Genomic DNA, 14,295 nt, shown 5'->3' with positions numbered 1-14,295 from the left:
TCACGAGAACAGGAACGACAGGGTCACGCCGACGACGATCGCGACGCCGATGTAGACGAGGTTGGGCAGCTGGAACGAGTGGTCGAAGACGAACCTGCCCATCTTCGTCGTGCCGGTCTGGTCGAATGCGACGGTGGCGACCTGACTGCCGTTGGCCGGCAGCGTGTAGATGCCCATGGTCGACGGCCACAGCCCGACGAGCAGCGGTGCGGGCAGCCCGATGGTGATGCCGATCGGGACGATCGCGTTGGTCGCGCTCGATTGGCTCGTGGTCAGCATCGCGACAGCGAACAGCGCGAGGGCGAACAGCAGTGCTCCGAGGAACGCCGACGATCCCGACACCACCGAGCCGAGGCCGTCGACGATCAGCGTCTGGTTGGCGGCGACGAAGGTGTTGGCGAGCCACGCGATGCCGAACAGGGCGATCGCGCCGACGATGCCGGCGGGGAACGTCGGCTGCTTCGGCACATCCGCGGCCTTGACCTTGCAGAACACGAAGATGAGAGCGGCGATGACACCCATCACAACCTCGATGATCACGGTCACGCTCAGACGCACCGGGTCGCCGGCGTCGTCGGTGCCGATCACGGGACGCAGCCCCTCGAAGAGCCCGAAGAGCACGATGACGCCGACGCCGATCAGGAAGAGCGTGGCAGACAGCACTGCGGTGCGCGGAAGCCTGCTGTCGTGCGCGTCGACCGTGGGCGGCTGGATCTGGTGGCTCTCGAGGCGCCGCTGGAACTCGGGGTCGTCTTCGAGGTCCTTGCCGTGGCGCATCATGACGAGCGCGGCGACGAAGAGCCCGGCGATCGACGCGGGCCACATGATCAGCAGCAGTCCGCCGAGATCGACTCCCTGCGGCGCGAGGAGCACCACCATCGACGCGGTCGCTGCCGAGACGGGGGAGCAGAGGATGCCGACCTGCGACGCGACCGCCGAGACGGAGAGCGCTCGTTCGGGGCGGATCTTCTGCTGGTACGACACGTCGTAGATCACCGGCAGCAGCGGGTAGAAGATGTTGCCCGTGCCGGCGCCGACCGTGAAGAGGAACGACATCGCCGGGGCGAGGAAGACCACGGACTTCGGCTTGCGTCTGATCACCTTGGCGGCGATAGACACCATCCAGTCGATGCCGCCGGCCGCCTGCATGGTGGATGCGGCCGTGATCACCGTGATGACGATGAAGACGGCATCCACCGGGGCGTTGCCGGGAGCCTCTCCGAACACGAAGATGAGCACGGCGACGCCGACGAGTCCCCACACGCCCAGGCCGATCCCGCTGGTGCGGGTGCCCATGTAGATCGCGAGGATGACGACGATCAGTTGGGCGATCAGGATCCACACGTTGTCGTTCACGTCGACGGCCCCTTCGTGATCGGGGCGGATGCCGTGAGGATCTCGGTCGCGAGCTCGGTCTCGACGATCCTGCCGCCGATCGCCTCGACGCGCAGCGCGAGCGGGTTCTCGACCGGGCTGATCGCCGTGACGAAGTCGGAGTTCTCGAAGTGCAGCGACTGCAGGTTGCCGACCGCGTATCCGGTCGCGAGCTCACCGCTGAGCAGCGACGCGTGGAAGAGCGGTCGCCGCTGATCCTCGGCGTCGTAGTGCGGACAGAAGCTGCCGTGCAGGAATCCGAGCCCCTCGGGCAGCACCTGCAGGGTCGGACCGTAGCTGTCGGTCGTGCCGCCCTCGAACCAGCAGATGCCGCCGGCGCTGCCTCCGGTGAACACGACGTTCGAGTTCGGGTCCTCCCACATCTCGCGCATGATCTCGTCGAGGCCCTGGCGTTTCCAGACGTCGAGCATGTTCGCGGTGTTGCCGCCGCCGACATGGATGACGTCGAACCCCTTCACGAAACCGGCGAGGTCGTCGACCGATCGGTGGAAGAGGGGCAGATGATGCGGTGCGCAGCGGTCCGAGTCGTACGTCGCGTAGAAGCTCACGATGTATGCCGCGTCATCGCCCGTCGCCGTGCCGACGAACAGCACTCGAGGTCTCTCCTTGCGGGTGAGCCCGAGGATGTAGTCGTGCGTCGGATCGTTCCGCCGCTCCATCATGGCCTTGCCTGCGCCCGTCGCCACCACATGAGACACGTCGCCACCCCCGCTGTCGTCTGCGAATGCGCTCAGCGTATTGGGGTTCGGGGCGCTGCGGGGGGTGATCTCACCCGGGCGGGGCGACCGCCGCGATCAGCCGTTCAGGCGCGCCATCGCGACCTGCGCCTCGAGCAGCGGCAGGGTGCGATCGGCCTCGGGCTGCGGGCAGATGTCGAGGGCGTTCGCGAGTTCGAGAGCCAGCGCGGCGTGACCGGCGGCGTTCGGATGGAACGGGTCGCCCATCAGCCCCCACGGAACTCCGCCGTTGCCCAGCTCGGTGAAGCGCGCGTGCTGGTCGACGAGGATCACGTCCTCGGATGCCGCGACGGTGCGCACGGCATCCGCGAACTCGGCGATCCTCTCGCGACCGGGGGCGTTCACGATGTCGATCGCGGGTGGGGTCTGCAGCACGACGACGGCGCCGGTGGCACGGACGCGCGACACGAACTCGCGCAGTGACGCGGCGAAGTCGCCGGGTTCGACGGTGACCTGGCCGGGGCCGGTCGCCAGGTCGTTCGTGCCGATCATCAGCGTCACGACGTCGGGGTGCCACGATGCGACACGACGGTCCCAGTCGTTCAGGATGTCGGTGATGCGGTGCCCGCTGATGGCGCTGTTGATGACGACATCACGGGTGCGCCCGAGCTCGCCGCGGATCAGCTCGTGCAGATGTTCGGTGTAGCTGCGCCCGCCCTGCGTGTGCAGCAGGCCGTGCGTGATCGAGTCTCCGGTGATGACCCAGTTCAGCGGCTCGGCTCCGGCGAGGGAGGCCGCGATGCGGCGGAGGTCGGATGCGGCGGAGGCGGGGGAGTCAGCATTCGGCACGCCCTAGAGCCTAGCGGCGGCGAGAGTGGAAGACTGGTGCCATGTCCTCCCCACTGCTCGACACTCTCCTCGCCCGCATCGTCGACAGCGGACTGCTCGATGATCCGGTCGCCGAGAACGGTCTCGTCTACGGGCGGGCCACCATCGATGCCGCCGGCGCGGTCGTCACCGTCAACGTCGACCCCGAGCTGGAGGACGACGAGGAGACCCTCGACGACGACGCGCTGATCGCGGCGATCACCCGCATCCTGTCGGTGTCCGAGACCCGGTGGCGGGCGGTGATCGACGAGGTCGCCGACGACATCGACGAGGCCGTCGACGACGAGCCGGTGATCGAGCAGGTCGACCTGCGCGACGACCTCGAAGCCACCTCGGTGGTGGTGTTCGCCGATGCCGTGCTGATCGCCTTCGATGCGCCGAAGCAGTTCCCGGACTCGCGGATCCTGGTGCAGCTCGACGACGACCTCGAAGTCGCGAACATCGAGGTGCGCGACCGGGATGCCGCTGACGTCGAGGTCCTGGAGTTCGACGATCTCGACGAGCTGCTCGACAGGCTCAGCGGCGACGACCGCTGAGCCCGCCGGGGGTCACAGCCACTTCTTGTACTTGAACACCCCGTAGAGGGCGACCGCGAAGGCGGCCATCGCACCGATCGCCATCGGATAGCCGTGCGCCCAGTGCAGCTCGGGCATGACGTCGAAGTTCATGCCGTAGACCGTGCCGACGAGGGTGGGCGCGAAGATGATCGCCGCCCACGACGAGATCTTCTTGATCTCGTCGTTCTGGGCGAGGCTCGCATCCGACTGCCGGCGTGCGACGAGAGCCGACTGCACCGTGAGGGCGTTCTCGAGGATCGCGCGGAACGAGTCGACCCGCTCATTCACGCGGATGACGTGGTCGAGCACGTCGCGGAGTGAGCGCTGCAGCTCTTCGTCGATGCGGTACTTCTCGGATCCGCGGCGCAGCCATTCCAGCATCCCGGCGAGGGGGTGCACCGCGCGCTGGAAGTTGATGACCTCGCGCGAGAGCTCGTAGATGCGCCGCGAGAGGGCGTCGTCGTCGCTGTCGCCGAAGAGCTGGTCCTCGATCTCGTCGATGTCGTTCAGCAGCCCCGTGACGATGGGCTCATAGCCGTCGACGACCTCGTCGAGGATCGCGTAGAACACGGCCTCGGGGCCCATCGCGAGCAGGTCGGGGTGCGCCTCCATGCGACGACGCACGCCCACGAGGTCGGGCGACTCGGCGTGCCGGATGGTCACCACGAAGTCGGGGCCGACGAACAGGTGCAGCTCGCCGAACTCGATCGACTCCTGCTCGTCGCGATAACGGGCGGGGCGTAGCACGGCGAAGAGCGTGTCACCGTAGCGCTCGACCTTCGACCGCTGGTGACCCGAGAGGGCATCCTCGACGGCGAGCGGATGCAGGTCGAACTCGCGCGCGACCGAGGCGACCTCCTGAGGGCTCGGTCGGTAGAGGCCGATCCAGGCGATGCCGCCGTGGGCATCGAGCGACCGGTAGGTCTCGTCGAGGTTCTTCGGGGTCTCCACGCGACGTCCGTGGACGTACACGCCGTTGTCGATGAGGGCCATGGCTGGCTCCGTTCTCGCAGGCGCACGCCGGGTCAGAGGGGGCGTGCGCAGTATTCGTCAGGGGGCGGAAGACGCCGCCGACGGCTGCGGAGCAGGACGTGCAGGTGCGGAGCCGGAGCTCAACGCACGGATGCCGTCAGACGCGACGCAACGAAGGCGGCGTCGCAACTATCACCGGACATCGCCATCACCGCCTCTCGCGCTCTGAAGGGGTCATGTGACCCGGTGTGCCAGCATACTCCTGCCTGCTGGGGGTCGATCCACCCGTCCGGCTGCGTGCGCTTGAGGTTCCGGTCGCAACACAGCGGGGCGAACGGCCGGCGATCAGGATGCGGTCAGGTGGCGTCGATCCCGACGAGTTCGGCGCTCTTCTGCCACAGGGCCTCGGCCAGTGCGGCATCCTCGATCATCGGGTTCACCCGCCGGGTCAGAACGCGCTCGTCGTAGTACTCGCCCGAGATCCAGGTGTCATCCGGGGTGCCTTCGACGAACCAGCTGAGCGTGCTGCCGCCCTTCTCGCTGCTGATGAGCAGCAGTCGCTTGAGCGGGGTTCGGTAGACGAACCGCATGAGCGTGTTCGAGTCCGAGGCGAAGTTGGTCTGCACGGTGCCGGGGTGGAAGGCGACCGAGCTGAGTCCCTCGCCGTGGAACTTCGTGTGCAGGCTCTTCGTGAACAGCACGTTCGCGAGCTTCGCATCGCCGTAGGCGCGGTTCGCGCTGAAGTCCTTACGGTTGTCGAGGTCGTCGATGTCGAGCTTGGCGAACAGCCGGTGCGCGACGCTCGAGGTGTTGATGATCGCCGCGCGACCGGTGCGCAGCTGCGGCAGCAGCAGGTTCGTCAGCAGGAACGGCGCCAGGTGATTGACCTGCAGCGTCTTCTCGAAGCCGTCGACCGTCGGGGTCTGATCGCCGAAGATGCCGCCGGCGTTGTTCGCGAGCACGTCGATGCCGCCGTCGCCCACGGCATCCGCGATCTTCGTCGCGAGTTCGCGCACGTCGTCGAGTCGCGCGAAGTCGGCGGTGAACCACTCGGCCCCGGTGTCCGCGGCGACGGCGCGTGTCTTCTCGACCGATCGTCCGACGACGATGAGTCGGTGGCCGGATGCCGCGAGCTGGCGTGCCGATGCCGCACCGATCCCGTCGGATGCGCCGGTGAGGACCACCGTCTTCGGGGTCACGACGTCGGCTCCGCCGCGCCGCGGCTGCGCCCGACGTACACGGTGTTGGACGACGTCCCACCGGTGACCGCGTTCGCGAAGTCGACCACGTGGGCGACGGCGTCGTCGAACACGGCACGCATCTCGTCCATGAAGGCATCGTCGGGCGGATCATCCGACCACAGTGCGAAGACGCCACCGGAGGCGAGGTGCCGGTCGAGGGCGCGCAGGCCGGCCGCGGTATAGAGGTCGGCGTGCGTGGGGTCGAGCTGGTGGCGCGGCGAGTGGTCGACATCGAGCAGGATCGCAGAGTCGCCGCGGTGACCCTCCGGGGGCGCTGCGCGGACCACGGCGAAGAAGTCGTCCTCGACCAGGCTCGTGCGCGGGTCGTCGACGAGTTCCGCCGACACGGGCAGCAGCTTCCGTCGGTGCCATCCGATCACAGCGCCGAGCCGGTCGACCACGGTGAGCGACGCCACGCGGTCGTCACGCAGCGCCGCGACCGCCGTGTATCCGAGCCCCAGGCCGCCGACCAGCACAGAGAGGTCATCGCCGGCGACAGCGGCCAGGCCGAGATTCGAGAGCTCCTCCTCCGCCACCGTGAACAGGCTCGACATCAGGTATTCGTCACCGAGCTTGACCTCGTAGATCTCCTGGCCGACAGCGGGTTCGGCGCGGCGACGCAGCGTCAGCTCGCCGATGGGGGTCTCCTGCCAGTCGAGCTCTTCGAATCTCGTGATCATCGGGGATTCTCGCCATCGTCGTTCGTGTTCGCGCGCAGGGGTGCAGACGCGTCAGCCCGGGCCGGGGAGTCGGGAGCCGTCGTCGGCGACGGCAGCCGGATCTTCTCGGGCTCCGGATCGGAGGCGGCCGCAGCGGGCGCCGGCGCCGTCGATGCGGCGGTGCTCGCGCTCGCGGCCGGGGTCGACGGATGTGCGGGGAGCTCGCGTGCGACCTGCTTCTCGAGCACCTGCACGGCCTCGTCGCTCAGCAGGATCAGGCCCTCGAGCTCGTCGCGCACTCGTCGGTAGGCGACGTTGCGCTCGGCCTGGGTGGCTGACTCGTCGACGGCGACCTTGAGCAGCTGCTGCGCGCGGTCGAGGCGCTTGCGCTCGGGTTCGGTGAAGGTCGAGTCGCGCAGCCGCCGGGCATCCTTCTCGGCGATCTCGAATGCGACGGCGTACGCACCGACGGCGTCGAGGTACTCCGACACCTGCTGCTCCGTCACGGCTGCGTCAGCGGAGAGCGGGCGCAGCGCATCCGCCGTCCTCTTGGCCCGCAGGAACGCCGCGACCAGAGGCTGGCGTCCGTCGCTCATGGCGGGGAAGGCGATGAGCTTCGCGACGTCGAGCTCGTAGTCGAGCCACCGCGCGGTGATCTCGTCGTGCTCGGAGAAGAGCCGCTCGAGCAGGGTGTTCGGTGCGACGGAAGCACGAGTGTCGACGAACGCCGGTCCCGCCTGCCTCGCCCTTCCGGTGCGGGCTTCGAGCTGAGCCGTCTTGATCTCGGCCTTCAGTCGCAGGGTCTCGATGCGACGTTCGTGGCGACGCTTCGAGTTGCGCTCCCACGCCTTCGCGGCGCCGCCGGCCATGCCCATGATGGGGAAGACGAGCCACCAGTAGTGCCCCGCGAAGTTCCAGAAGCCCTGGATGAACTCGTCCATGATGCCCTCAGCCTACTTCTCGGGCTGTGTGGCGGTGTGGGTATCGGCGGCGAACATCTCTTCCCAAATTCTTGGTCATTGCTATAGTCAATGCAATTGACTTGCGCAGTGAGTTCCGAGAGTTGGACGAAGATGACCCATTCCCGCACGCCGACATCCGTCGCGGTGGACTGCGACGGCATCCGGATCGCCGCCGACATCCGCGGCACCGGCCCGGCCGTCCTGCTGCTGCACGGGTACCCCGAGACGAAGGCGATGTGGGATGTGATCGCCGGCGCGCTCGCCGACGATCACACGGTCGTCGCGGCTGACCTGCGCGGCTATGGGGACTCGGCCAAGCCGCGCGGTGCCTCGTACGCCAAGCGCGACATGGCCCACGACCAGCTCATCCTCATGCGCGAGCTCGGTCACGAGCAGTTCGTCGTGATCGGGCACGACAGGGGAGCGCGCGTCGGACACCGACTGGCCCTCGATCATCCGCATGCCGTCACCTCCTTGGCCGTGCTCGACATCGTCCCCACGCTGCACATGTTCGAGAACGTCGACCGAGAGATGGCGACGGCATACTTCCACTGGTTCTTCCTCGCCCGCTCGGACGGTCTGCCCGAGGTCCTGATCGGCGCGGAGCGCGAGACCTGGCTGCGCAGCCGCTTCACCGGCCGGCGGCATGACGGCGATGCGCTGCCCGAGGCGTTCGACGAGTACCTGCGCTGCTTCGACCTCGACACCGTCTTCGCGAGCGGAGCCGACTATCGCGCCGCCGCCACGGTCGACCTCGACCACGACCGTGCCGATCGGGCGGACGGGCGACGCATCACCTGCCCGGTGCTCGCGCTCTGGGGTGCGCACAGCTATGTCGGCCGCAACTTCGACGTGGTCGAGACGTGGTCGCACTATGCCGAGCAGGTCAGGGGAGAGCCGATCGAGGCCGACCACTACCTCGCCGAAGAGGCGCCGACGGCGACCACGGCGGCGCTCCGACGCTTCCTCGCCGGCGTGGAGATGGCCTCGTGACCTCCCGCGACCGCGAGACCGAGCGTCTCGCCGAGCTCGTCATGATCGAGACTCCGACGGGGGATGCCGACGGCCTCGCCGCCGCACAGAACCTCGTGCGCTCGTGGCTCGAGCCGGTGCTGGGCGAGACGGGGGTGATCGAGACGGTCGACGGCATCCCGCATCTGCTGTGGCCCGGTGGCGAGACACCCTCGGTGCTGCTGATCGGACACCTCGACACGGTGTTCCCGGCGGGCACGATCGACGAGCGTCCGTTCCGCCTCGACGGCGACCGTGCCACGGGACCCGGCGTCTTCGACATGAAGGCGGGCATCGTGATCATGGCGGCGGCGCTCGAGAAGGTCGCACGCCGCGGCGAGATCGCCGTGCTGCTCACGAGCGACGAGGAGGTCGGCTCGACCACCTCGCGTGCGCTGATCGAACGCGAGGCTGCGCGGGCCGGCACGGTGCTGGTGCTCGAGCCCAGCCTCGACGGCGCGCTGAAGATCGCTCGCCGGGGCGGCAGCATCTACCGGCTGGCGATCACCGGACGCGCGGCGCACGCCGGACTCGAACCGTGGAAGGGCCGCAGCGCCCTCGTCGAGCTCGCCCACCAGGTGCTCGCGCTGCCCCTGCTGGCCGACGACGACCGGGGAACCACCGTGAGTCCGACCGTCGCGCAGGCGGGAACCGTCACGAACGTCATCCCCGAGCACGCCGAACTGCGCGTCGATGTGCGCGCGTGGACCCTCGATGAGCTCGAACGCGTCGACGAGCGGATGCAGTCGCTCGGCGCCCACACCGAGGACGTCGGCGTCGAGGTGTTCGGCGGCATCAATCGTCCGCCGATGGAGGAGAGCGTGTCGGCGGAACTGCTCGCCTGCGCTCGTCGCGTCGCGGATGCCCTCGGTCACCCCGAGGTCGAGGCGGTCTCGGCCGGGGGTGCGTCGGACGGCAACTTCACCGCGGCCGTCGGCGCCCGCACCCTCGACGGACTCGGTCCGCGGGGAGGCGGGGCGCACGCCGACCACGAATGGGTGTCGATCTCGTCGATGCTCGAACGGGTCGACCTGCTGGCGGGCATGCTCGACGACCTCGTCGGTGCGCGCGAGGGCTGACGCAGCATCCGTTCTGGGTCACGTCGCCGCTTCGGGAGGAGAACTGCGCTTCGGGAGGAGGGTTCCGCCCGGATGCTCCTCCGGAGGGCGAGTCCTCCTCCCGGGCGGCGGCTTCCGCATCCGCACCGGTCGCCCGCGCGTTCAGAAGGAGATCTCCCGATCTGAAGGTCAGATCAGAGCAAGGAGCTCCTTCGTTGCGTGAGATCTCCTTCGCATAGCGCGAGCCCACGACTCGCCACGCGCGAGCCCACTCCTTGCACCGCGGGACCGCCGCGAGCACGGCGCCGCGTCAGGCCCCTGGTGCGTGCCGCTCGATGCTCTCGAGCAGCAGGTCGAGCGCGGTCTCCCAGGCGCGAGGATCCCGGATGCCGGGCAGAGCGTCGCCGGCCCAGACGATCTCGGGGTACTCGGCGGGGTCGAGCCGGCGGTAGTCCATCTGCCAGGTCAGTTCATCGGCATCCTGCACGTCGGCCGGCAGTGCGGTGAGGGCGGCCTGGATGCTGGATGCCGAGCGGATGAGCTGGCCGAGCGCCCGCGCGTAGAGGGCGGACTGCTCGCGGTCGTAGCCGCCGCGGCGCAGAGCGCCGATCGAGAACTCCATCGACGCGAAGTCGGTCGGGCGGCGCAGCGCCATCTGCAGAGCGAACTCGGGATAGCGCATGTAGTGGTCGTGGATCAGGTGCGCCTGGGTGCGGAGGTCGGCGAGCCAGTCGTCGGTCGCCACCATGCCTCCGCTGTAGGAGCGGGCACGCAGGGTGTCGATCAACGCGAGGAGCAGTTCGTCCTTGTCGCGGAAGTGCCGATAGATCGACGTCGGGTGCGCGCCGAGCTCCTCGCCGATCGACTGGAAGGTGAGTCGGTCGAGGCCTTCGCGCTCGACCACGCGATCGGCGGCGGCGACGATGATCTCCCGGCTCAGCGAGTCCCGCGCTCGCCGCGGCCGGGCGGCTGTCTTCGCTGGGGCCTTCGCCTTCGCTGAATCAGCGGCCTTCCGTGTCGTCGCCATCGAGAACTCCGTTCGCAGTCCGCGGCCCTGTCGACCGCGCAGACATCACGGTACCGCACCGCTGTCAGCCAGTCTGTCAGTGGCATCGACAATGCGACAACCCTGGCGTTGCCCGATAGCCACTGTTATAGTCAACGCCATTGGCAACGTGGTCAGAAGGAGTCAGGATGCTCGAGGTCCCCGCAATTCCGTCCGATGAGGTGCTCGACGCACGATTCGCCGTGCCCTACCTCCTCACGGCGCGGCCGGTGCCCGGCGACACAGACCTGGCGCTGCTCGTCGAGAACCACCCCGACGGTGCGCGGGGCCGTGTCTGGCGGGCGCCGTCGGCACCCGGCGACCTGCTGCCCTTCCCCGTGAGCGTCGGAGCGATCCTCACCGCCGACGGCCAGTGGGTGATCGACCTCGACGACGATGGGGGGTCTGAGGTCGGCGGTCTCGTCGCCTTCGCCGTCGACGGCTCCGAGCGCGTCGTCCTCACACCCGGCCGTGCGCCCTACGTGATCAGAGGGCTCGAGTTGTCGTACGACGGCTCGCACCTCGTCGTGACGGTGGTCGACGAAGACGGATTCCACGTGCTCGTGATCCCCGCAGCACCCTGGGGCGAACCACGGGTCGTCTACTCGAACCCGATCGAGGCCTGGTACGGGCAGATCTCGCCGGACGGATCGCTCGTCTCGGTCGACACGACGGCGCACAACCCCGGCATCCGGCGCCCGATGCTCACGGTCGTCGACGGCGCGACCGGCGAGACGGTGGCGACGCTCGACGACCTCCCGGCGGGCCCCGTGCGCGGAGTGCGCTTCGCCGCGGATGCGGGTGATGACCGACTGCTGCTGAACACCGAGCGCAGCGGCTTCTCGCGACCGGCGATCTGGAACGTCCGCACGGGCGAGCGCCAGGACTTCGACCTCCCTGAACTCGCGGGCGAGGTCGTCCCGGTCGACTGGCACTCGCCGACCGGCAGGATCCTCGCGGTACACGTCGAGAACGGCATCCATCGCCTGATCGAGATCCAGGAGAGCGACGGGCTGGCGAGGACGGTCCTCGAGGGAGGCAGCTTCGCCGACCCCGACGTCGCCGACCTGCATCCGTTCCAGTGGGCGTCGTACTACGCACCCGACGGCGCGATCCGGGCCGTCCGGTCGTCATGGGACGTGCCACTGCACATCGACGAGGTCTCCGCCGACGGCGGCACCGCGCCTCTGATCGAACCCGCGCCCGCTCCGGCGGGGCATCCGCTCGCCTCGGCGATGGTCGAGAGCGCAGACGGCACCCGAGTGCAGCTCTGGTGGGCGCGACCCGAGGGTGCCGAGCCGCGCGGCACCGTGCTCGAGATCCACGGCGGACCGATGCTCGTGACGGTCGATTCGTACAACCCGTCTGCGCAGGCGTGGCTCGATGCCGGCTTCGCGTACGCCTCACTCAACTACCGCGGTTCCGTCACCTTCGGTCGGGCGTTCCGCGAGGGATTCTGGGGAGCCGGAGGCGACCGCGAGATCGAGGATGTCGCGGCGGCGATCGCATGGCTGCGCGAGCAGGGGCTCGCCGACCCGGTCTCGACCTTCATCACCGGCGCCTCGTACGGCGGTCACATGACGCTCCTGAGCGTCGGTCGCCTGCCCGACCTCTTCGCCGGCGGGCTCGCGCACGTCGCCGTCGCCGACTGGACGGCCGCGATCGCGGCGATGAATCCGGCGGTGCGATCGGTGTGGAGCTCATGGGTGCCGCCCGAGATGGTCGAGCGCTTCTCGGCGATCTCCTACCTCGATGACGTGACGGCATCCGTCTGGATCAACCAGGGATCCATCGACACCCGAACGCCCATCATCGGGGTGCAGCGCTACGTCGACGAACTGGGCGCGCAGGGCGGCGACGTCGTGCTCGACATCTTCGAGGGCGGGCACGAGCCGACCGGTCTCGAAGCGGCCGCGGTCGACCAGCGGCGCATGCACCAGCTCGCTCTGCGGACGCTCTCGGGAGAGCGCTGGGATCACTGATCTCACCTCTAGTCACGAACATTGACTAAAAGGCTTGCTATCTGTTCTGGGCAGTCCTAGAGTCAGACCACCACAGCACGACAGCACGCCCGAAGTGTCCCTCAGTAGCCCGATCACAGGAGATCCGACCATGTCGAAATCGCCCCTTCGCTCTGTTGCACCCGCCTCCCGTCGCGGCTTCGTCGCCGCTCTCGCCGTCGCCGCGCTCATCGGCTCGCTCACCGCCTGCTCGTCGTCGGGCACCACGCCGGAGCCCAGCGAGGTCGCGGTCGTCGACGGCGGCGAGATCGTGATCGGCGCCGAGCAGGAGCCCGACTGCGCCGACTGGATCGCCACCTGCGGCGGGTCGATCTGGGGCACGTACATCATGCAGATCCCGACGCTGCCCGGTGTCTTCCAGACGCGGCAGGTCGACGACGAATGGGTGCCGGTGCCGTCTGACCTGGTGACCGCCGAGCCCGAGGTCGAGGTCGCGGACGACGGCACCCAGACGATCACCTACTCGATCAACCCCGATGCGGTCTGGTCGGACGGGGAGCCGATCACCTCGGCCGACTTCGAGTACACGGCGCTGCAGATCCGCGACGGCGACGACATCTTCGACAAGACCGGCTACGACCGCATCGCCTCGGTCGACGCGACCGACCCGTCCACCGCGGTCGTCACCCTCAGCTCGCCCTACGCCGGATGGCGCACCCTCTTCAGCGTCTACGGCATCATGCCCGCGCACCTGCTCGAGGGCCAGGACCGCAACGCGCTCATGGCCGACGGGTACGACTTCAGCGGGGGTCCGTGGAAGATCGACGAATGGACGCGCGGCACCTCCGTGACGCTCGTCCCGAACGAGAACTACTGGGGTGAGAAGCCGCACCTCGACAAGGTGACCTTCCTCTTCCTCCCCGACACGACCGCCGCGTTCCAGGCGCTCAAGAGCGGCCAGGTCAGTGCGCTCTACCCCTCGCCGCAGCTCGATGCGCTGAACCAGATCGATGCAGGGCTGCCCGGCATCCAGTCGCAGGTCGATGCCCGCAGCGGCAACCTCGAGGCGATCTGGCTCAACAACTCGGCCGCTCCCTTCGACTCGGTCGCCGTGCGCCAGGCACTCGCCTACTCGATCGACCGCGATGCCATCGTGAAGCGCCTGTTCGGCAGCCTCGGCATCGACGAGGCCCAGCAGAGCTTCAACTCGCCGATGGTCGCACCGTTCGCGGCCGACGACTTCTCGCAGTACTCGCTCGACCTCGACAAGGTCGACGAGCTGATGGAGGGCGACGGCTGGGCGAAGGACTCCGACGGCGTCTGGGCGAAGGACGGTGAGACGGCGACGTTCGCGATCAAGACCCTCGCCGGCAACAAGCGCCGCGACCTCACGGTGCAGGTGCTGCAGTCGCAGCTCGCGGATGCTGGATTCGAGATGACCATCGACCAGGTGACGCCCGCGGACCTGTTCGGCACGATCGCCCCGCAGGGCGACTTCCAGGCCGGTATCTGGGCTCTGGTCGACACGTTCCCGGATCCCACTCTCAGCTCGACGTTCTCATCGGTCAACATCCCGAGCGAGGCGAACGGCTTCTCCGGCATCAACTTCTACCGCACCGACATCCCGGGCCTCAACGACCTGCTCGCGCAGGTCGACAGCGAGGTAGACCCGGATGCGCGCATCGCCGCCTCCCACGAGGCCGACGCCCTGATCGCCGAGAACGTGCCGTCACTGCCGCTGGACGCCGTGCCCAACGTGCTCCTGTGGAGCGACACGGTCGGCGGCCCGCTGCAGATCAACCCGGTGGAGGGCCCGTTCTGGAACCTGGCCGAGTGGGGCCTGGCCGGCTGAGCCGGCTCGGACAGGCA

General features: G+C 68.6%; 13 protein-coding genes. 5 read left to right on the top strand and 8 right to left on the bottom strand.

Translation table 11 applies throughout. From position 1 onward, the window contains the following. The 3 genes from ACZZZF_RS10585 to ACZZZF_RS10575 all read right to left on the bottom strand — a co-directional run bounded on the left by ACZZZF_RS10585 (position 1) and on the right by ACZZZF_RS10575 (position 2,921). A complete protein-coding gene (locus ACZZZF_RS10585; RefSeq protein ID WP_072590470.1) occupies positions 1-1,356 on the bottom strand; it encodes an anaerobic C4-dicarboxylate transporter family protein in 1,356 nt (451 codons plus the stop codon). Then, complete coding sequence (locus ACZZZF_RS10580) at positions 1,353-2,093, bottom strand: Type 1 glutamine amidotransferase-like domain-containing protein (RefSeq protein ID WP_187249076.1); 741 nt, start codon at positions 2,091-2,093, stop codon at positions 1,353-1,355. Before ACZZZF_RS10580 ends, ACZZZF_RS10585 begins: the two co-directional genes overlap by 4 nt. Before the next feature lie 96 nt (positions 2,094-2,189). Beyond that, positions 2,190-2,921 carry an SGNH/GDSL hydrolase family protein gene (locus tag ACZZZF_RS10575; protein WP_463498274.1) on the bottom strand — a complete coding sequence of 244 codons (732 nt, stop codon included), beginning with the start codon at positions 2,919-2,921 and terminating at the stop codon, positions 2,190-2,192. Positions 2,922-2,962: 41 nt separating this feature from the next. Between ACZZZF_RS10575 and ACZZZF_RS10570 the strand changes: the two genes are divergently transcribed. After that, positions 2,963-3,496, top strand: coding sequence for a hypothetical protein (locus ACZZZF_RS10570; protein ID WP_053098376.1), 534 nt, complete (start codon positions 2,963-2,965; stop codon positions 3,494-3,496). Positions 3,497-3,508: 12 nt separating this feature from the next. Here ACZZZF_RS10570 and ACZZZF_RS10565 read toward each other — a convergent pair whose 3' ends face one another. The 4 genes from ACZZZF_RS10565 to ACZZZF_RS10550 all read right to left on the bottom strand — a co-directional run bounded on the left by ACZZZF_RS10565 (position 3,509) and on the right by ACZZZF_RS10550 (position 7,330). Then, positions 3,509-4,510 (bottom strand): magnesium and cobalt transport protein CorA, encoded by a 1,002-nt coding sequence (locus ACZZZF_RS10565; protein ID WP_053098377.1) that lies wholly within the window; start codon positions 4,508-4,510, stop codon positions 3,509-3,511. Between the two features lie 335 nt (positions 4,511-4,845). After that, complete coding sequence (locus ACZZZF_RS10560; RefSeq protein WP_463498272.1) at positions 4,846-5,688, bottom strand: SDR family NAD(P)-dependent oxidoreductase; 843 nt, start codon at positions 5,686-5,688, stop codon at positions 4,846-4,848. Beyond that, positions 5,685-6,410 carry a polyamine aminopropyltransferase gene (locus tag ACZZZF_RS10555; RefSeq protein WP_463498271.1) on the bottom strand — a complete coding sequence of 242 codons (726 nt, stop codon included), beginning with the start codon at positions 6,408-6,410 and terminating at the stop codon, positions 5,685-5,687. Before ACZZZF_RS10555 ends, ACZZZF_RS10560 begins: the two co-directional genes overlap by 4 nt. Continuing rightward, positions 6,407-7,330 carry a hypothetical protein gene (locus ACZZZF_RS10550; RefSeq protein WP_463498269.1) on the bottom strand — a complete coding sequence of 308 codons (924 nt, stop codon included), beginning with the start codon at positions 7,328-7,330 and terminating at the stop codon, positions 6,407-6,409. The genes ACZZZF_RS10555 and ACZZZF_RS10550 overlap by 4 nt, the downstream gene beginning before the upstream one ends. A 132-nt stretch (positions 7,331-7,462) precedes the next feature. Between ACZZZF_RS10550 and ACZZZF_RS10545 the strand changes: the two genes are divergently transcribed. Further along, the gene (locus ACZZZF_RS10545) at positions 7,463-8,344 is read left to right on the top strand and encodes an alpha/beta fold hydrolase (RefSeq protein WP_463498268.1); all 882 of its coding nucleotides are present in this window, start codon (positions 7,463-7,465) and stop codon (positions 8,342-8,344) included. Then, complete coding sequence (locus tag ACZZZF_RS10540; protein ID WP_295102741.1) at positions 8,341-9,441, top strand: M20 family metallopeptidase; 1,101 nt, start codon at positions 8,341-8,343, stop codon at positions 9,439-9,441. The genes ACZZZF_RS10545 and ACZZZF_RS10540 overlap by 4 nt, the downstream gene beginning before the upstream one ends. Positions 9,442-9,730: 289 nt before the next feature. On the opposite strand, the gene ACZZZF_RS10535 is transcribed toward ACZZZF_RS10540, so the two are convergent. Next, on the bottom strand, positions 9,731-10,447 hold the full coding sequence (locus ACZZZF_RS10535) for a TetR/AcrR family transcriptional regulator (RefSeq protein WP_187249070.1): 717 nt from the start codon (positions 10,445-10,447) through the stop codon (positions 9,731-9,733). Positions 10,448-10,614: 167 nt separating this feature from the next. Here ACZZZF_RS10535 and ACZZZF_RS10530 point away from each other — a divergent pair, with 167 nt between their 5' ends. Both ACZZZF_RS10530 and ACZZZF_RS10525 read left to right on the top strand, forming a co-directional pair. Continuing rightward, positions 10,615-12,447 carry a S9 family peptidase gene (locus ACZZZF_RS10530; protein ID WP_463498267.1) on the top strand — a complete coding sequence of 611 codons (1,833 nt, stop codon included), beginning with the start codon at positions 10,615-10,617 and terminating at the stop codon, positions 12,445-12,447. A 130-nt stretch (positions 12,448-12,577) separates the two neighbouring features. After that, positions 12,578-14,278, top strand: coding sequence for an ABC transporter substrate-binding protein (locus ACZZZF_RS10525; RefSeq protein ID WP_187249068.1), 1,701 nt, complete (start codon positions 12,578-12,580; stop codon positions 14,276-14,278). Positions 14,279-14,295: the final 17 nt, after the last annotated feature.

This window comes from Microbacterium sp. AC215 (assembly GCF_979258645.1).
This window is presented reverse-complemented; position numbering and strand designations above follow the sequence as displayed.

Bases quoted from the DNA above. Each gene is read 5' to 3' on its own strand.
- ACZZZF_RS10570 (WP_053098376.1), top strand. From the start codon at position 2,963: ATGTCCTCCCCACTGCTCGACACTCTCCTCGCCCGCATCGTCGACAGC.
- ACZZZF_RS10565 (WP_053098377.1), bottom strand. From the start codon at position 4,510: ATGGCCCTCATCGACAACGGCGTGTACGTCCACGGACGTCGCGTGGAG.
- ACZZZF_RS10555 (WP_463498271.1), bottom strand. From the start codon at position 6,410: ATGATCACGAGATTCGAAGAGCTCGACTGGCAGGAGACCCCCATCGGC.
- ACZZZF_RS10550 (WP_463498269.1), bottom strand. From the start codon at position 7,330: ATGGACGAGTTCATCCAGGGCTTCTGGAACTTCGCGGGGCACTACTGG.
- ACZZZF_RS10545 (WP_463498268.1), top strand. From the start codon at position 7,463: ATGACCCATTCCCGCACGCCGACATCCGTCGCGGTGGACTGCGACGGC.
- ACZZZF_RS10535 (WP_187249070.1), bottom strand. From the start codon at position 10,447: ATGGCGACGACACGGAAGGCCGCTGATTCAGCGAAGGCGAAGGCCCCA.
- ACZZZF_RS10530 (WP_463498267.1), top strand. From the start codon at position 10,615: ATGCTCGAGGTCCCCGCAATTCCGTCCGATGAGGTGCTCGACGCACGA.
- ACZZZF_RS10525 (WP_187249068.1), top strand. From the start codon at position 12,578: ATGTCGAAATCGCCCCTTCGCTCTGTTGCACCCGCCTCCCGTCGCGGC.